At 38.0% G+C, this 18,609-nt stretch carries 16 protein-coding genes and 1 riboswitch; of the genes, 12 read left to right on the top strand and 4 right to left on the bottom strand.

Features of this window, described 5'->3' with window-relative positions; translation table 11 throughout:
* Positions 1 to 55 precede the first annotated feature (55 nt).
* Positions 56 to 2,260 (bottom strand): Hsp70 family protein, encoded by a 2,205-nt coding sequence (locus SLP02_RS05835; protein WP_319419713.1) that lies wholly within the window; start codon positions 2,258 to 2,260, stop codon positions 56 to 58.
* A gap of 613 nt (positions 2,261 to 2,873) precedes the next feature.
* Here SLP02_RS05835 and SLP02_RS05830 point away from each other — a divergent pair.
* The 3 genes from SLP02_RS05830 to SLP02_RS05820 all read left to right on the top strand — a co-directional run bounded on the left by SLP02_RS05830 (position 2,874) and on the right by SLP02_RS05820 (position 5,324).
* Positions 2,874 to 3,263, top strand: a complete 390-nt coding sequence (locus SLP02_RS05830; protein WP_319419712.1) for a hypothetical protein — start codon at positions 2,874 to 2,876, stop codon at positions 3,261 to 3,263.
* Positions 3,263 to 4,054, top strand: coding sequence for a hypothetical protein (locus SLP02_RS05825; RefSeq protein WP_319419711.1), 792 nt, complete (start codon positions 3,263 to 3,265; stop codon positions 4,052 to 4,054). Before SLP02_RS05830 ends, SLP02_RS05825 begins: the two co-directional genes overlap by 1 nt.
* Before the next feature lie 304 nt (positions 4,055 to 4,358).
* A complete protein-coding gene (locus SLP02_RS05820) occupies positions 4,359 to 5,324 on the top strand; it encodes a hypothetical protein (protein WP_319419710.1) in 966 nt (321 codons plus the stop codon).
* A 72-nt stretch (positions 5,325 to 5,396) separates the two neighbouring features.
* On the opposite strand, the gene SLP02_RS05815 is transcribed toward SLP02_RS05820, so the two are convergent.
* Positions 5,397 to 5,552, bottom strand: a complete 156-nt coding sequence (locus SLP02_RS05815; RefSeq protein WP_319419709.1) for a hypothetical protein — start codon at positions 5,550 to 5,552, stop codon at positions 5,397 to 5,399.
* A gap of 88 nt (positions 5,553 to 5,640) precedes the next feature.
* On the opposite strand from SLP02_RS05815, the gene SLP02_RS05810 reads away from it, so the two are divergent.
* Entirely contained in the window at positions 5,641 to 6,222 is a 582-nt protein-coding gene (locus tag SLP02_RS05810) for an NUMOD4 domain-containing protein (RefSeq protein WP_319419708.1), read from the top strand.
* Between the two features lie 532 nt (positions 6,223 to 6,754).
* Here SLP02_RS05810 and SLP02_RS05805 read toward each other — a convergent pair.
* Positions 6,755 to 7,222, bottom strand: coding sequence for a hypothetical protein (locus SLP02_RS05805; RefSeq protein ID WP_319419707.1), 468 nt, complete (start codon positions 7,220 to 7,222; stop codon positions 6,755 to 6,757).
* Between the two features lie 243 nt (positions 7,223 to 7,465).
* Between SLP02_RS05805 and SLP02_RS05800 the strand changes: the two genes are divergently transcribed.
* Entirely contained in the window at positions 7,466 to 8,626 is a 1,161-nt protein-coding gene (locus SLP02_RS05800) for a pyridoxal phosphate-dependent aminotransferase (RefSeq protein ID WP_319419706.1), read from the top strand.
* Positions 8,627 to 8,942: 316 nt separating this feature from the next.
* On the opposite strand, the gene trpC is transcribed toward SLP02_RS05800, so the two are convergent.
* Positions 8,943 to 9,827 carry an indole-3-glycerol phosphate synthase TrpC gene (gene trpC / locus SLP02_RS05795; protein ID WP_319419705.1) on the bottom strand — a complete coding sequence of 295 codons (885 nt, stop codon included), beginning with the start codon at positions 9,825 to 9,827 and terminating at the stop codon, positions 8,943 to 8,945.
* 339 nt (positions 9,828 to 10,166) lie between these two features.
* On the opposite strand from trpC, the gene SLP02_RS05790 reads away from it, so the two are divergent.
* The 7 genes from SLP02_RS05790 (at position 10,167) to pdxH (ending at position 18,588) form a co-directional block, all read left to right on the top strand.
* Positions 10,167 to 11,957, top strand: coding sequence for an SLC13 family permease (locus tag SLP02_RS05790; RefSeq protein WP_319419704.1), 1,791 nt, complete (start codon positions 10,167 to 10,169; stop codon positions 11,955 to 11,957).
* Positions 11,958 to 12,055: 98 nt separating this feature from the next.
* Positions 12,056 to 12,194: riboswitch (cyclic di-AMP (ydaO/yuaA leader) on the top strand.
* A 164-nt stretch (positions 12,195 to 12,358) separates the two neighbouring features.
* A complete protein-coding gene (locus SLP02_RS05785; protein ID WP_319419703.1) occupies positions 12,359 to 12,616 on the top strand; it encodes a hypothetical protein in 258 nt (85 codons plus the stop codon).
* A 154-nt stretch (positions 12,617 to 12,770) separates the two neighbouring features.
* The gene (locus tag SLP02_RS05780; RefSeq protein ID WP_319419702.1) at positions 12,771 to 14,120 is read left to right on the top strand and encodes an SLC13 family permease; all 1,350 of its coding nucleotides are present in this window, start codon (positions 12,771 to 12,773) and stop codon (positions 14,118 to 14,120) included.
* 39 nt (positions 14,121 to 14,159) lie between these two features.
* The gene (gene corA, locus SLP02_RS05775; protein ID WP_319419701.1) at positions 14,160 to 15,308 is read left to right on the top strand and encodes a magnesium/cobalt transporter CorA; all 1,149 of its coding nucleotides are present in this window, start codon (positions 14,160 to 14,162) and stop codon (positions 15,306 to 15,308) included.
* Positions 15,309 to 15,316: 8 nt separating this feature from the next.
* Positions 15,317 to 15,808 (top strand): hypothetical protein, encoded by a 492-nt coding sequence (locus SLP02_RS05770; protein ID WP_319419700.1) that lies wholly within the window; start codon positions 15,317 to 15,319, stop codon positions 15,806 to 15,808.
* 56 nt (positions 15,809 to 15,864) lie between these two features.
* Positions 15,865 to 17,901 (top strand): cation:proton antiporter domain-containing protein, encoded by a 2,037-nt coding sequence (locus tag SLP02_RS05765; RefSeq protein WP_319419699.1) that lies wholly within the window; start codon positions 15,865 to 15,867, stop codon positions 17,899 to 17,901.
* 39 nt (positions 17,902 to 17,940) lie between these two features.
* On the top strand, positions 17,941 to 18,588 hold the full coding sequence (gene pdxH, locus SLP02_RS05760; RefSeq protein ID WP_319419698.1) for a pyridoxamine 5'-phosphate oxidase: 648 nt from the start codon (positions 17,941 to 17,943) through the stop codon (positions 18,586 to 18,588).
* Positions 18,589 to 18,609: the final 21 nt, after the last annotated feature.

Genomic DNA, 18,609 nt, shown 5'->3' with positions numbered 1-18,609 from the left:
AAGAACGAAAAATATTATCTAAGTCCCCCAATGTTGGGGGATTTAGGGGGCATAGTTATCGGGTTAATCCTGTAGCAATGCTGTTGTTAGAAGTAGGAAGCTCTCGATCCCAATAAGGACGAATACCTTCTGCTAACTCTTCAAACAGTTTTTGAGCTTCGTAGCCTTCCTCACGTCTTAGAGCATCAATCATTTGAGAGAATTTCCCAGCCAATACTCTGGCTTTGTTTGGTTCGATTTGATGCGCTCTCGACACTCCATCACGACAAGCCAGGATTAGCGAGACTTTTTCAGGAAGATTATCTAACTCTCGTTTAGCATCTTCGCAAAGTTTGTGTATATCACCCTTAGCATTTCTAGAAACTGCATTTTTCAAATCTCTAGACAGAGTTTCTAGTCGCGCTTTCTGACTTGAGGGAAGTAGAAAATCACATTCTTCTGTAATAAATTTAAAGTATCTGATAAAAAATTCCGCAGTATCGTAATCGTCGTCAGCAAATCTTTTTAACTCTTGCGATTTTTCTTTTGCTGCATTAGCTCGATCTTCCTCTATTTTTCCATCTTGAGTTTTAATTTGATTAGCAGCCCTAACTGTTTCTCCAGCAATGCGATAGACTTCCTGAACTCCATGTTCAGTTAAATTGCCCTCTTGATTCAATTGTTTAATAGTCTCTTCTACGTCGCGAGAAATACTTTCATCTTCTCCGCCAGTTGATAGAGAACAGCTAACTTTGACAGAAGGATCGTTTTTCAAAATAGCTGTAGTTTGAAGTGAGCCATTTTTCTCATCCAACTCTGCTGTTACCAAAATCTCTGTTCCTTTAGAATAAGCTTTATCCAATGCTAACCACATATCCCCAATTCGCTCATCATCTCGCTTGTTGACATTATCAGGACTATAAAACTTAAAGTGAATTAAGCTTTGTCCATCTGCTTCTGTTCTAAAAGTATGAGTAGTTTTGACTGGAAGAATATCTCCTTGTTCAATAAGTTTGTGTCTGGGATCGTTAACTAATTCAATACAATAGTCGCGAGAAACCGTACCAACCTTTTCTACCAACCCAGCAGCTTGAATAGCAGCACCTTCAGCCACGGCATACATGGGGCGTGGATGAACTACTACTCTTTCTGCACCAAAGGCTAATTTAACTTTTCGCTGTACCAAAGGAATTTGTGATGAACCACCTACCAGTAATACAACATCAATCATGTCCTCTGGATAGTCAGAATACTTAATCGCATTTTTACAGACGGAAATAGAACGTTCCACCAGGGGTAAAATTATGCTCTCAAACTGTTCGCGGGTAATCTCTACATCAATAGATATAGCCATTCCTAAATCATCTAGTAGAGGAGTAGAAGGCATAATTTTAGCTGTAGAATTGCTACTTAACAGAATTTTGGCTTGTTCTACAGCCATTTTTAGATCGCCCAAAAAACGAACTCTCTGATAATGCGGCATCTTAGCAATTAAGCCATCAATATCATCTAAATCTTCTGTTTCTGCTACCTGCTGTTTAACAAAATCGATTAGGCGATCGTCTATATCATCTCCACCAAGCCATAAATCACCTGCTTTACCAGATTCAATAAATTGATTGCCAGCAGCAGTTACTATAGATGAGTCAAAAGTACCACCACCAAAGTCATAAACCAAAATAGTTTTTACATCGTCGGAGTCTGGTTTAAATCCATAAGAAATAGCTGCTGCTGTTGGCTCTGGTAAAAGTTCCGATCCCGCTAATCCTGCTCTAGTTGCTGCTATTTGAGTAGCGTGTCTTTGTTTGTCATTAAAATAAGCAGGAATAGTAATCACTGCCTTAGTAATTCTTTCTCTTTGTCCTTGCTGTTCTTGATAAGTTTGAGCATTCTGCACTACTTTTTTTAAAATTTCAGCACCAATATCTTCAGGCTCGTATTCTTTCCCTCCTAACCACACCGAAAGACTATTTTCTGTACCCTTTGTGGACTGAGCGATTTTATATGCAAAACGATCTAATTGCTGTTGAACTACAGAATCGCCAAAACCTCTTCCAATCAGACGTTTAATCGAAATAATGACATTCTCTGGATCGGCTTTTAGCTTTTGGTAAGCATCGTTTCCTACGATAATTTGATTGTTTTCCAACGCAATCACAGAACGAGTAAGAGTGCGATCGGGTGCAGGATTATCTGGCGCAGTGACCACTTCGAGATTGGCAAATTTAAAAGCAGCAACCGAATTGGTTGTTCCTAAATCAATTCCAACAATATTTCCCATGTAATATTTCCTTTATATAAAAATTTCTGCATTAAATTAAAAATATTTAAAACAGTTTAATATTTTTATAGTTCCCAGACATGGCTTTTAATTATCAAAACTAGCGATATTAAATAAAATGTAATCAATTTAACATCTAATTTAGAATTAGGTGTTTACTGCTATGTATTGCTACCAAAAGCTTGTTAAATTACGTCTAAATACTCAATAAACAATATTGAGAAATACATTCATTTTGAAATTCAAAGTAAAAATGCTTAATCACATTTCAGCATTCACTTGACTTGAGTAGTAAATATAAATCTGTTCGATCCATTTTCATAATTCAAGGTAAAAATTTCTCGTCTATTATTTGGGCGATAAAAAAAACAAAAATATGAAGTGCCAATAATGTCTATTTTCTCTGTTGAACATCTGAACATAAAAACCATCTTGCTTTAGCATTGTCGAACCAAAGCGATAGATCTACCAGAAATTAACTTTTGCTCATAGTCTTAATTTTTTAACTTTATTTAAATTTTGCAGTGAATTTGGGAACAATAGTTCAGACGCTTGGATACACATCCCAATTATGACCAAACCACAAATTGACTCTTTCAAGAAAAAACCGATAATGCTTGCAACTTTAGCAGTAGTTTCTATAGTCATTACAGCATTCACGGCTTATTTTATTTTGCGAGGAACAAAAGAAGCAAAAATTAAAGAAGAAGAAAAACAAACTGCTATTCAAGCAGAGCAAAAAAGACAAGCTGCCATACAAGAAGAACAGGAAAAGCAAGCTGCTATTGAAGCTAACGAAGTAGAGGAAAAAGAACAAGATTTAACTGCTATTGAAGCAGAGGAAAAAGAACAAGAAGGTTTAGCTACTATTGAAGCCGAGAAAGCTGAAAAAGATGCTGCTCTTAAAGCAGCATTAGAAGCTCCTAGACCTTGGCAATTAAAAACTTCAATTAAAAGTAATTCAAGTGATTTAGAAAGTGTGCTTCGTGGAGAGAAAAAATAATGAAAAACATAGTATTCAAAAGCTTGATCGCAGCTTGTATAACCAGTATGGCAATACTTTCGACAGCCAAAGCTAGTATGGCACAGGTTGATATGAGTTTTTTAACTGAGGTTGCTGAAAGTTGTCAAAAAGATGTATTTTCATCAGAATATTATCAACAAATGGGAATTAAAGAAGTAGTAAGCCCAACTAGCAAAGATTCAGATTATTATGTCGATAACTGTATTAAATCTCGATATTTCTATCTACTGGTTATCTCTAAATTACCTTGGCTAGTTTCAACTAATGAAATGTTACCTGGATATCTAGGTTCGGTTGCGATTTCTCGTATAGCTTATGAGAACGGCTTTAGTCAATCTAATATGTTGGATTGTCTTGCTTCTAAAAATAAAGATAGTCAAGAGTGTATCAATTCATCATTTGATGAAGATACATTTTATAAAATGTATAGTAAAGATACTCCTGGCAAATTTGATTCAATTTTTGGATCTCAAGGTGATATTCAACCTATTTTAAGACTTGCCTACACTTGTCCTTCTTGTGTGATTGCTTACAATAACAATCCATCAAGAAAACAAATGATTGGGGCATTCATAGAATGGTTTACTAAACTCAAACCATCCCAAAAAAAAGAACTAATGTCTATTTTGGGCGATGAAAAAGCTCAATTGGCTAATCGTACTAGCATGAGAGGAGAAGCTGACAAAGCTTGGAATGAATATACCGCCTTACGTCAAAGATTGGCAGAAGAAGAAAAAGAACAGCGTAGAAGAGAGCTTTTAGGAGAGTGATCTGCAAAATCTATTTTAGTTCCCGCACTTTATTATCTTGCCAAAACACTATGAGTTAGCCAGAAGGTAAACTTTTTTGGTAGATAAAGTGACTAGCTACTTATAATTATCAGACGGCTCTCGATCATTAATTTGATTGAGGGCTGTTTTTTCGTCTATACATTTTCACTCAACCAAATAGAAGATCTCTAGTGTATGGACTTGTAAACCACCTGAAGAAGAACCTTTCTAATCCTCTTTTTATTTACATAGAAAATTATAAACGTAAAACAAATGAAGCAAGAACCAAAGAATACTAAACGTTATGAACAAGCATAGTTGGGAACTCAAATTCTACTGCGATCGCGAATATATAGAGGGATTAATTGAGGATGTAAAAAAACCTTCTGAATTTGAAAAGATTGGGGCTGACATAATTTTTAACCACAATGATTCTAGTGCGTATGTAGCCTTTAGTGCAAAAGGTAGGGCTGATACTTATGGTAGCTATCTTACAAAAATCCTAGACATTGCATCAAAATATACTGTAAGTAACAAGCCTTCATTCGTCAAAGATAGTAAATATGAACTAAGACTAGAAGAAATATCTCTAGAAGATGCCACTCATCTTACTAAATTTAATCTTAAGAGAGATTACGATCACCCAGACCACCGCGAAGTTAGAGAAGTTTGGCGCACTACTCGCAAGCGTAAATATGAGTCTGCTTGTAAACCTTTACCTAAAGCGATCGCAATAGAAAATACAAAGTTAGGTGATATTGTCTCTACTGATGCCACCAAGATTAAAGATAAACAATATAAAGTACTAGCTCATAAAGAATTGGATGGCGTGCCTCATTTAGAAGTAATAGCAATTTATAATGCTGAGATGCCAACCTTTATTGGTAAAATTAGTTATATTAAGGACGCTTACTTAGTACCAAAAGAAAATATTAAAATAGATTTTACTCTTCAAGAGAAAAAAGAAGAAGAAGTCTTAAAAGAAGACGTAAATATCAGCATCCCTATTACACAAGAACGTAAAGAGAAAAAGCCTGCTATAAAAAAGCCTGAGCAGCCCACACCTTTAATAGAGATCTCTGCTGGTGATATTGTTCATAGAAATGTAGGTGATGCTCTTTATGAAGTCATAGGGATGGCTAGAAAAGATAATGATTTAGTAGCTGAATGTAGATTAATTGAAAGTTCTCGAATGCCTGGAAATATTGGCAATGTTTATTTCTTTAAAGAGTTTTACCTCTGTGAAGAAAAAGTAGCGATAGCTGCCTAAATAATTTATTTAATTAATTAATTGAAATAGCCTGTAATCCTTTATCGATAGAAATTGTAGGCTATAATTGTTTTATACAGAATCACTACCAGATTGAACTTCAGGTAATTGATACTTTGAATTATTTTTTAGTGTGACAATAACTTCCTCTCTAATTTCATTTGCTTCAAAGAGAGGAGCGTGATTTTCTTCCACACGCACATTCATTAAAGCTTTATCCTCAAACACATTATTTTTATAATCAACAACCTTTTGAATAAAATATAATAGAAGTATATAAAATTTATTTTAAAGTTTAAGGTTATGAGTAAGATTAATGCAAAAAATATCAAAAATAAAATTAGTACCACAATTAAGTGGCTTAACTGAATATTGGTTAGATATCCCAGATTATGAAAGTTACTACCAAATTTCAAATTTTGGTAGAGTAAAAAGTCTAGACCGTATTATCACTCAGCAAAATGGAAAAAAACAGTTCGCTAAAGGGAAAGTTCTGAAACCCTGCATAACGAATAAAGGTTATTTTAAGGTTCATCTATTGCTTAATGCAAAAAGAAAGAGCAGGTCAATACATCGTCTTGTAGCTCAAGCATTCTTACCTAATCCATTCCACAAACCTCAAGTGAATCATATCAATGGCTGTAAGATTGATAACAATTTGTGTAACTTAGAATGGAATACTCAATCTGAGCAGCAAATACACGCTTATCAAAATGGATTACAGCCCAAAGGAGAGAAGCATCATTACGCTAAACTAACTCTCAAAGAAGTAATCCAAATCAAACAATTGCTAAAAAGTAATATTTTGCAAAAGGATATAGCTGCCAAATTCAATGTTAGTCAACAGATAATCAGTACTATCAACACTGGAACTAGATGGAATCATATTGCAGCATGAATCCTACATTGACATAAAGCCTGCAAAAAAATCGTGGTCGTGTGCTAATCGTGTGCGACCATATCAAAGTAAATCACGAAAACATTGCGTTAAAAAAGATTCAGAAGCTAGAACAGAATGACCCCAAAGTGGTACGCTACCAAGCTGCGCTACGCCCCGTGATTAACACAAATTTAATATTACGAGTTTTCGTAGCTTAACGCAAGCTTTTTGTTTGGGGATTTATAAATAATGTGGTCTATTAGTATTTCTATACTAAAAAGTAGTTCAGTACAAAAATAGCTTCAATAAAACTTAGGTTAGTTTTTGGGTTAGTAAATATTATTTTTGCAACCTAAAAGTAATATGTACATTGATGACTCGAACCACAAAGCAAAGATAGGAGTGGTGTCGATTGATACCATTAACAAGGCATACAGCAACGGAATACTATTACCGCACACAAAAACCTACGAAATACGTTTGTTTCCTATAAATTTACAACTGAAAGTGTTACTAGATTCTATGGACATCAAACCCAATAGAAATGACCTCATATTTCCTTCCGTAACTGGAGGCTATGTGAATCATATGAGTTTTTACTAAATCGAGCCAAGTCTGTTTGAAACTTGATTACATCTCCCCGTTGATAATGATGAGCTTGAATTATAGCCAACTTATCCAGGTTTTTGCGCCGTAAAGTCGGAATTAATTGACTTTGATTGCCCAATATTCCTTCAGCCATCAAACTCTGACGCACAGAATGCGCGATCGCCTTTATACGTGCCTCATTATTAACAATTTGCTGGATTTTCCTCTGCTCGTTGAGTTTTTGATAGGGGACATTGATATTATTAGAATCAAGAGCGCGTGGTGCGATCGTATTTACCACTTTGAAGGAGCGCGATTGATAGAGAGCGATTTGGTTTTGTATCTTCAGTAGTTCGTATCTTCCCTGACTCTGACGCAGACACTCCCGCAGCAATTCGTGCGGTAAAAATTCTGCGTCACGCTCTGTCATAATTTTTGTAGCATTCTTAATCAGTTCGTTTAGGCTATGAAAGGGGTTCTGGTTATTATAGGTTCGCCCCAGGCGATCGCTTAAACCAAGAAGTTTAAATTTATGACTCTGAAAAATCCTCTTTCTCTGACAATTTAAGCAAAAATGTAAAGAAAAGTGCCAGGATATCAGAAAAATCCAAGAGACTTTGAGACACTATAGTTTAGTTTATCGGGCGCGGAACAGAACTTGGGTTTGAACGAAATGAAACTATCAGCAAGAGTAAATCAAGTATCACCATCTCTTACCTTGGCAATTGCTGCCAAAGCTAAAGCTATGCAAGCTAAAGGCATAGATGTCTGTAGCTTTAGTGCAGGAGAACCAGATTTTCCGACACCAAAGCATATTTGCGAAGCTGCTAAAACTGCCTTGGATGAAGGCAAAACTCGCTATGGTGCTGCGGTAGGGGAGTTGAGGCTTAGAGAAGCGATCGCCAATAAACTCAAAAAGGATAATAATCTTAATTACGAAGCGGACAATATTATTGTTACCAACGGTGGCAAGTTTTCTTTGTTTAACCTGATGCAGGTGTTGATTGAGCCAGGAGATGAGGTAATTATTCCTGCACCCTATTGGTTAAGCTATCCAGAAATGGTTAAACTAGCTGGAGGTACGCCTGTTATTGTCGAGACTTCGGCGGAGAATGACTATAAAATTACCATAGAGCAGCTAGAGCAGGCTATTACACCTAATACTAAGCTGTTTGTGTTTAATTCCCCTTCTAACCCCACGGGGACAGTTTACGCACCCAATGAAGTAAAAGCATTAGCTAAAATAATCGTTGAGCGAGATATCTTAGTGGTTTCGGATGAGATCTACGAAAAAATTCTTTATGATGATGCTCAACATCTAAGTATTGGTTCGATAGACGAGGAAATATTTAAGCGCACCATTACCAGTAGTGGTTTTGCCAAAAGCCATTCCATGACTGGCTGGCGAGTAGGTTATGCAGCAGCACCAATGGAAATCCTCAAGGCAATGGCTAAAATTCAAGGGCATAGTACCTCTAATGTTTGCACCTTTGCCCAATATGGCGCGATCGCAGCATTAGAATCATCTCAAGAATGTGTGCAGGAAATGGTTCAAGCTTTTGCTCAACGCCGAAGTTATATGCACGCAGCAGTAAATACTATTTCTGGCTTAAGCTGTCCTAAACCCTATGGTGCATTTTATCTTTTTGTAGATATCTCCAAGACTGGTAAAAAATCCCTCGATTTTTGTAATCAGTTGTTAGAAACTAAACAGATGGCTGCCATTCCTGGTGTGGCATTTGGCATGGATGATTGTATTCGCTTTTCCTATGCTACAGATATGGACACGATTAAAGAGGGAATTAAAAGATTAACTGAGTTTGTTGATAGCTAAATAAGTAGTTGGACAAAATTAAATTTAACGTTGATGCTCAAAGTCAGAGGTCAATAATAATTAACTGTAGTTATTTCTGTCCATGTATTTAGCTGGTTGATTTTAGCAATTTGATAACTGTTTTAACTGTCTCCCTTGCGCATTCCCTTTCTAGGTGAGCATTCCCTTGCGTCTTACGCCGACGCGGTTCGACAGTCCGTTGGGCGGGTTCCCCGACTTGAGCGCGAGATTCGCGGAATTTAGTTCCGCTTGAATAATCGCGCTGTTGAAGGAACTGTCGAACCATGCGCGGGGGTCGCTCGTCTAACTATTGTTTTTACGCCTTAAATAAATTAGCTACTGCTTGCTCGATATTTTCTTGCTTAACTAAAGATTCACCAATTAAAACTGCTTTTGCACCTGCTGCTTTAAGCGTTTTCAAGTCTTCTGGGGTATGTAAACCAGATTCACTTACGACTAAGATACCGCGCTGTTCGAGCGTTTCTTTTCTAGCTGCCAAAATATCCCTAGTAGTCTGAAGGCTAACGGAAAAATCTTCTAGGTTGCGATTATTAATCCCAATTAACTCTACCCCATCAACCGCCAGTACTCGATCTAACTCTTCTAGAGTATGCACTTCTATTAAAGGAGTCATGCCCAAAGCTTTGGTTATTTTGACAAAGTAATTTAAGTCTTTATCTTCTAACACCGCAGCAATTAAGAGTATGGCATCTGCACCCTTAGCGCGAGCGAAATATATCTGATAAGGATAAATAACAAATTCTTTACACAACAGAGGTAAGTCTACTACCTGTCTGACTAAATTCAGATGATCGAAGCTTCCCTGGAAGAATTTTTGATCGGTTAAAACAGATAAACAGCTTGCACCCGCTTTTTCATAGGCTTTGGCGATCGCCACTGGATTAAAGTCTTCTCTAATTACTCCCTTGGAAGGTGAGGCTTTTTTGACCTCGGCAATTAAAGCAGGATTAGTTTTACCATTATGCAAAGCAGCTAAAAAATTTTGAGGCGCAGAAGCATCCTTTACCTGCTGCTGCAATTGCATTAGAGGCAGGCGATCGCGCATCTGTTCAACTTCAACCTCTTTATGCCAAACGATCTCTTCTAAGATATTATTTGGTTCGGCATTAGGAATCTTTGATTGATATATCACTTCTCCTGACTTGACTTTGGGGTTAGGATTTCTACGTCTAATCTGCATTATCTAACTGTTACTGGAATAATCAATCCTTTATTTTAACGTCAGTTTGGGTTAAAACAATCCTAGATAAATCAAACTATAGTGGTTTTCATTCTCAGAGAACATCTAAAAAGCTGTTTTTTTTCAAAAAATCAAAATGATATTCGTTAATAGCTAAAGCAATAATGAGATTTTAAGTCTGGCGATCGCTAACTGAATCCCTTGGATCTTAATGCAATTTTCTCAGGAGATTTTTGTGAGTTTTAAATGTTTTGCAATTTAATTATAAATAGAATATGATTATCTTCAAATTTAAAAAGCAAACTTACTGGAGTTGTCTTAGGGGTAAATCTAAAAATTATGACTATTTTTCTTACGTTAGGTGTAGTTGTTGTAGCTTTAATCTGTTTTATTACTGAATTACTACCTGTAGACATTACTGCTTTGTGTGTAGCGGTAGTATTAATTGTTTTAGGGTTAGTTACTCCCGATGAAGGCATAGCTGGGTTTGGTAACTCTGCCACAATTACCGTCATGGCAATGTTTATCCTCAGCGCAGGAATTAGTCGTACTGGAGTAATTCAAGTATTTCGCGATTTACTCCTTAAGTGGGGTGGCAAGAGTATTACTCGCCAGATCTTAGTTATGGGATTACTTGTCGGTCCTATTTCTGGATTTATTAATAACACGGCAGTAGTAGCAATATTCTTACCGATTGTGGAAGAATGGTGCAGAAAGCGAGGTATATCTCCTTCTAAGCTTTTAATTCCCTTATCTTTTGTCACTATTTTAGGAGGCATGATTACCGTTATTGGTACATCGACTAATGTTCTTGCCAGCGGTATTTCTAAAGATTTGGGATATGGAGAATTTCATCTGTTTCAGTTTACAGGGTTGGGTGTTATTACTTTTTTAGTTGGTTTGACTTATTTGGCTTTTATTGCTCCCCGTCTATTGCCCAACCGTAAAAATCCAAATAGTGATTTAGTTAGTGAAGGCTATGGCTTAGAAGATTATGTTACCGAAGTTGTCGTTACCCCTAGTTCCAAATTAATTGGCAGTACCTTTCGTTCGGCGCAATTACAGCGTAATTCACAGGTAGATGTATTAGAAATTATCCGAGACAAAGAGCGTTTACCTCAACCTGTTACAAGCCGAACTATTCGTGCCGAGGATATTCTCTTAGTACGGGGAAAAACAGAAAATGTATTACAAATTAAAACAGAGCAGGGTTTGGATATTTTACCTGATGTTAAATTCAAGCAAAAAAACTTAGAAACAGAGCTAAATTCTGCTAATGAAGGAGTTGCTGAAGTTTTGATTTTATCTAACTCCCGTTTAATTGGCACAACCCTCAAAGACTTGCGTTTTCGTCAACGCTATAACCTAACAGTATTAGCTATTCGTCGAGGAGAAGAACTAATTAGAGACAGATTAGGTAAAGTGAGTCTGCGGTTTGGTGACTTGCTGTTAGTTCAAGGAGCGAAACAAAGTTTACTGGGTTTACAAACCACCAGAGAATTACTAGTTATGGAGCAAAAAGAGCCTGAATTGGTCCGTCGTGATAAAGCTTGGATTGCTATAGGCATTGTCCTCGGAGTTATTCTGCTAGCTGCGTTTGACGTATTGCCAATTTTAGTCAGTGCATTAGTTGGGGTTGTATTAATGATTATTACGGGTTGTTTAAAGCCAGGAGAAGTATATGGCGCAGTGCGTTGGGACGTAATATTTCTCTTAGCAGGATTAATTCCTTTAGGTACGGCAATGGAAAACTCTGGCGCAACTAAATGGCTGGCAGATAATATTTTGGCTGTTGGTGGCAACTTAAGCGGCTACTGGATATTGCTATTTTTCTTTGTCATTACTTCTCTGATAACAGAAATACTTTCTAATAATGCTTCAGTGGTGCTATTAATTCCTATTGCAGCCAAAGTAGCTGAATCACTCAACCTCAATCCTATAGCAATGATGTTTGCCGTTACCTTTGCAGCTTCTAATAGCTTTATGACTCCGATTGGCTATCAAACAAATACAATGGTTTATAGTCCTGGTGGTTATAAATTTTGGGATTTTTTCCGAGTTGGCGCACCTTTGAACTTAATTATGGCAATTATCACGCCCTTGCTAATTATGTCTTTATACGGACTGTAATTAAGTGATGCCTGCTTCAAAGACCTGTCAAAATTGACATATGATTGGCACAACATATTCATATTAATTGTTTAGTCTGGTCGAGAACAAAAACCAGAGTTGTCAGTCAGCTTAGTTCTGTAGTCACATACAGAAGCGGGGGAACCAATTTCGGGGCTTATTTCTACGGTAAATAGAAAGGGACATCTCTCAGTCCTAGCCCGTCAGCTAACCTCGTCGGCATTGAGAGGAGATTGAAAAAGCAATATATATATTAGATATTGTTTTTATCACGATCCTTAGTTACCAACTGCTCTCTACACCTAGCTGCGATTTGCGTAGCATAGCCGAGGACATCGCCCTTACTTATTTGAAATTGGCGATCGCCTTTAGATAACCAGTTACCAAGGAGACTTATGATTATGTTTAAAATTGGCGACCTTGTTCAACACAAAACCACAGGGAAAATTGGCAAAATAGTCGGTTATGGATGTCGAGTTGGCGATGATTATAATCTAACCACTCTCAAAGTCGAACTTCGATCCTATAGTTCTTGTCCTATTCAACCCATAGCAGAAGATTTGTTCGATCGATGGCAAGCTTTGCCAGATAGACAAATTAAAATATTAGCCTGCACTTTGCCTCGTTTTTCTAAAAGTAGCTTGTGTGAAGTTGCTTGAAACAAAGTGATTCTTCACGGTAAATAATTTTTAAATAGCTTGCCAATTAAATAAATATTTAATTGGCAAGTCATACCTCACTTAATTTTGAGACAGCCAGTGTTTTATCTGACTGCCTTTTTTTTAGCACAGTTATTAATCAAGAGGAATAATCATGGAAATAACCGCTACCAATTTGCCATCGATAGTTGCAGCCGTTACTTTTGCGACTGTAACTATAGCCATCTTGACGGAACGATTACATTTAACTGTTGCTGCATTTTTAGGGGCGTTAGTTTTAATCTTCGCCCACGTCATGACCCTTAATCAGGCAATCGAATATATCAGCCAGAGTTACGCCACATTAGCTTTATTTTTGGGAGTAATGATCCTTGTTAGAGCTTTTGAACCAACAAATATTTTTGCCTATTTAGCCACCCAAATGGTAGTGCTAGCCAAGGGTGAAGGTAAACGTTTGGTGTTAGGAGTAATTGCCATTACTACTCCTATCTGTGCGGTTTTACCTAATGCCACTACGGTCATGCTACTTGCTCCTTTGATTCCCCCTATTGCTCAGGAAATCGGCGTAGATTTTGTACCTTTGCTGATTTTGATGGTTTTTGTGGCAAATAGCGCGGGATTATTAACTTTAGTGGGCGACCCTGCTACTTTTATTGTGGGAGATGCAGTTAACTTAAGCTTCAATGACTATTTGATGAGGTTGAGTTTGGGTGGCGCGATCGCCGTTGGCTCAATTTTAATTATGGCTCCCTTTTTGTTCCGTAGTATCTGGAACAAGAAACTGGCAGACATGAATACTTTGCCTCATCCTAAAATTAATCACCCCAAGGTACTGATGCTTGGAGGATTGTTAATTGTCGTAGTGCTAACCTTTTTTGTGATTGGCGATTCTTTACCTACACCAATTCCTCCTGCTGCAGTAGCTTTATTAGGGGCAGCACTGGCTTTATTCCTTGCCGATCAAAGCAAAATTGATACAGTCAACAATATTCTCAAGGACATTGACTGGAGTACGTTGTTATTTTTTATGTCTACTTTTGTGCTAATTGGCGGACTAGAAAAAACAGGAGTTTTAGACAGCATATCCAGCTTATTGGCAATTATCTTGGGTAAAAATATTGCCCTAGGTTCAATTGTTTTACTAGTTTTAGTGGGTCTATTATCTAGTGTTGTGCCGAACATTCCTCTAGTAGTGGCAATGGTTCCTTTGCTCAAGCAATATCTGGTTAATGTCGGCTTAGTCGGCGCAGAAGTATTAAGCCCTGATTTCACTGGACAATTACCCCCAGAAGTTTTGCCCTTATTCTACGCCATGATGTTTGGAGCGACATTGGGCGGAAATGGCACTTTAATGGGTGCATCTTCTAATATTGTGGCAGCAGGTGTTGCCGAACTTCACGGCAGTCGTATTTCTTTTAGCAAGTTTTTGAAATACGGTATTCCTGTAATGTTGGTACAGCTTGTGGTTGCTGCTTTATATATTGCCGTTGCTTTCCTCTTTTAAAGAAAACAAGTGAATACCCTTGACTAAAATCCACTTTTCATGAGCGCAAAATCTTTTCGTCTGTTCCATCGAGAACAAAGTCCATCTGCCCAAAGTTTATTTAACTATGCTTATAATCAACCAGGCAGTCCCCCAGGAACGATCACCATTTCCTCGCAAGCTCAAACTCCTGAGATTACTTTAATTGATTACAATCAAAATCAATATGAATATCTAACTAATTTAACTCCAGACCAATGTGGTATTCATCTCGATCCAGAATTAATCTCCTGGTTTGATATTGCTGGCTTGGGAGACAAATCAATAATACAACAGTTAGCTCAAGTGTTTAATTTACATTCTCTGGTCTTAGAAAATGTGGTCAATGTGCCTCAAAGACCGAAGATAGAAGACTATCAAGAACAGTTGGTCATTATTACACAAATGGCTAATCTCAAACCCAACGCAGCAGGATTTTGGCTCGAACAGGTGAGTTTTGTCTTGGGAAAAAATTATGTCTTGACGGTGCAGGAAGAACCAGAAAGAGACTGTTTTGAAGCAATACGCGATCGCCTAAAACGCGATCGCGGTATTATTAGAAAGCAAAACTCAGATTATTTAACCTATGCTCTTTGGGATGCCATTATCGATGGTTATTTTCCCGTATTAGAAGCTTACGGCGAAAAAATTGAACTATTAGAAGATGAAGTAATTGGACAGCCAAACGATCGTACTTTAACCAAAATTTATCAGATTAGGCGAGAATTATTAATTCTGCGTCGGGGAATTTGGTCTCAAAGAGATGCCATAAATACCCTGATAAGAGACGGTCATCCATTAATAGATGAGCGCGTGCTGATTTATTTTAAAGACTGTTACGATCACACAGTCCAAATTATTGACACGATCGAAACCTATCGCGAACTAGCTTCTGGTTTGATGGATGTTTACCTATCAGCAGTTAATAACAAAATGAATGAGGTAATGAAACTACTAACGGTGATTTCTAGTATTTTTATTCCCTTAACTTTTATTGCGGGACTTTATGGCATGAACTTTAATCCTGATGTTTCTCCCTGGAATATGCCAGAGCTCAACTGGTATTGGGGCTATCCTTTTTGTTTGGGGTTTATGTTGGCGATCGCTTTAGTGCTGATTATCTATTTTTGGCGACGGGGTTGGTTAAGAAACACTTCTACAATTCAATAGGTGCAATAATGATCAGAGTTCTATTGTGTCTGGTAATTTTGTTCTATTCTTGGTTTAATTTGGGAGTGCGATCGGCAATTGCCAGACAAGTAAAACCAGAAGTATTTCCTGGAACAATTGTCTGTTTTTCAGGTGGTAGAGAAATTTTACGCAAACAGATGGTTTCAGGACCATTTGCCGATGAGTATAAATTCGCTCACGAAGTCAAGGTAAAAGATGAAACAGGAGAACATAGTTTGAATTTCGCCGGGGGACTGTGCATCATCGATCGCCGTGTTACATTTGTCCCAAAAGGTTTGACTATGACTGATAAGTTGAGTTGCTATTCTGGATTTAAAGACATTGTTACTTTTGAAGTTTATGGCAGAGAAACTACGGTAGATGAATATGTAGAAGGCAGAACTTTTTTGGCAAAAGCGCAAGGCGATGCTTTTGATGCCGATACTTTACATGAATATTTAGTGTTTGGCGGTGGGGCTTGTATTGGCAACGAAATTTGACAATATAAACAATATAAATAGTAGATTTACACCTTTTTCTCTTATTACTGACGAATATGGAATCTATCTCTGAAACAATACGCGAGCCTATCTTTACCTTTGCCTTGCTCTTAGCAATTATTTTGCTAGTGCCACCAATTTTTGAAAAAATAAAGCTGCCAGGACTAGTAGGCTTATTAGCAGCAGGAGTAGTGTTTGGCTCTAGCGGTTTAGGTTTACTCGATAGTAAATCGGAAACAATGATCCTGCTGGCAGATATTGGTAAGATTTATCTAATGTTTGTGGCAGGGTTAGAAATTGACCTGGAGCAGTTTCGCCGTACCAGAACTCGCTCTATAGGCTTTGGTTTTGCTACTTTTGCCATTCCTTTAATTGGCGGTATTTTAGTGGGACGAGTATTTGGTTTTGGCTGGAATACTGCCTTCCTCATCGGTTCACTCTTAGCTTCCCATACCCTGCTAGCATTTCCCATTGTCAAACGTTTAGGGGTAGTTAATGATGAAGCTGTTACCGTCACCATTGGAGCGACAATTTTTACTGATATTAGTGCTTTATTAGTATTGGCAATTTGTTTGGGGGTAAACGAAGGGAACTTTAGCGCAGCAAAATTGGGGATCTTATTAGGTTCTTTAGCCATTTATACTCTGCTGGTTTTATTTGGCTTAGACCGTTTGGGTAGAGCTTTTTTCCGTCGTTCTAAGAATGACCAAGGTAATCAGTTTTTGTTTGTCTTGCTGGCTTTGTTTGTGGCTTCAGTATCGGCAGAGGCAATAGGGATCGAAAAAATTGTCGGCGCATTTTTAACTGGTTTGGCAATTAACGATGTTATTGGCGATGGTCCTGTAAAAGAAAAGGTGGAATTTATCGGTACGGTTCTATTTATTCCGATTTTCTTTGTCGATATGGGCTTACTGCTCGATCTCAAGGCGTTTGAAGATGTGTTTCGCTCCATTGGCATTCCTCTTTCAATTGTGGGGGCTTTGCTCCTGTGTAAGTTTTTGGCAGCTTGCGTGGCTAAATTGGCCTATCGCTACAGTTGGCAACAGACCATTACCATGTGGTCGCTGTCCTTGCCTCAGGTAGCTGCCACCTTGGCTGCTGCTTTGGTTGGTTTTCAGGCAGAAATTATTAATGAGCGAGTGTTCAATAGCGTTATCTTACTGATGCTAGTTACTTCGATCGCAGGTCCATTGATTACATCTCGCTTTGCTGCTCAGTTGCCTATTAGGAATTCGACAGAATCTGAAGCAGAGTCCGATCTCGATGCAAAATCAAAAGATATATTTCGAGTTGTTGTTCCAGTTTATAACCCGCAGACAGAACGTTATTTGTTAGAGTTGGCATCTTTACTAGCTGAAAAAAATCAGGGCGCAATTGTCCCTTTAGCGATCGCCAAAGCTCAAGCTCGTTTAGATTCTCCGCAACTTGAAGTTGATTTTCAGCGTTGTGCCAAGCTACTTACTCAAGCAGAAGCAATTGCCACAGAACTTAATATTCAAGTTCAACCAGAATTAAGGGTTGAGTATGACATTGCTCAAGGGATCGCTCATGCTAGTCGCGAAGTCAGTGCCGATTTAATTATCTTAGGATTTAGTAGTTTGACTGGCTTTCGCTCGCGCTTATTTAGTTCAGTTACCGATAGCATACTATGGTCGGCTCACTGCTCTGTGGTTGTCGCTCGCCTACTCACTTCACCTCTGGCAATCAAACGCATTCTCGTACCAGTTGAAAGTATTAACCCCATTGGCTTGCGTCCAGTGCGCTTTGTCAAAAGCCTAATTACTAGCAAAGAGACAGAAATAACTTTGCTTCATGTCTGTGCTTCTGGTACTTCTAAAGAGCGTAAAGCTAGTCTTCATAATCAGTTAGAGACAGTGGCAAACCGTTTTTTAGCAGAAGCAACAGTAGATATTCACGTTACCGCTCAAAACAATTTCGTTAGAGAAATTTTAAACGCCAGTCGTACCCATGAACTAGTAATATTGCGATCGCAACGCCAGCGTGTCGGTGTAGATAGTTTGGCTCTGAGTCCTACAACCAAACCCTTGTTAGGAAACTTAAATTGTTCAATTGTCTTGCTGGGGGAACTTTAATCACTGATAATTGATAACTGATAACTGATAATTGATAAAGTGGACTCTTCAATCGCCGATTTACGACAAAATTATACTCTGGCAGGATTATCTGAAGCCGATTTAGATGCCGATCCTCTTAAACAATTTGAAGTTTGGTTTCAACAAGCTTTGGATGCCGAACTAATTGAACCAAATGCTATGACTCTGGCTACTGCTACTTCTGACGGGAAACCTACCGCTAGAATTGTCTTACTCAAAGGCGTTAACCAAAACGGTTTTGTTTTTTATACCAACTACGAAAGCCAAAAGGGTCAACAGTTAATTGCCAATCCTTATGCTGCACTGGTTTTTTTCTGGGACAAATTAGAAAGACAGATTCGTATTGAGGGGAAAATAGAAAAATTGGCTACTAAAGAATCCGAGGCATATTTCCATAGTCGCCCCAAAGCCTCACGGTTGGGTGCATGGGCATCTGCTCAAAGTCGCGTAATTCCCAATCGCCAAGTATTAGAACAACAATTAGCAGATCTAGAGACTAAATACAAAGGAGATGCTACTATTCCTCTTCCCGAACACTGGGGAGGATTTCGCGTTATACCTAACCGTATTGAATTTTGGCAAGGTCGTCCCAGTCGTCTTCACGATCGCCTAGTATACGATCTAAAGGCTGATGGTAGTTGGAAAATTGCCAGGTTATCTCCTTGAGGACAGTAAGAGCAGTAAAAA

The sequence above is a fragment of the Pleurocapsa sp. FMAR1 genome (assembly GCF_963665995.1).
Taxonomy (GTDB): Bacteria; Cyanobacteriota; Cyanobacteriia; order Cyanobacteriales; family Xenococcaceae; genus Waterburya.
This window is presented reverse-complemented; position numbering and strand designations above follow the sequence as displayed.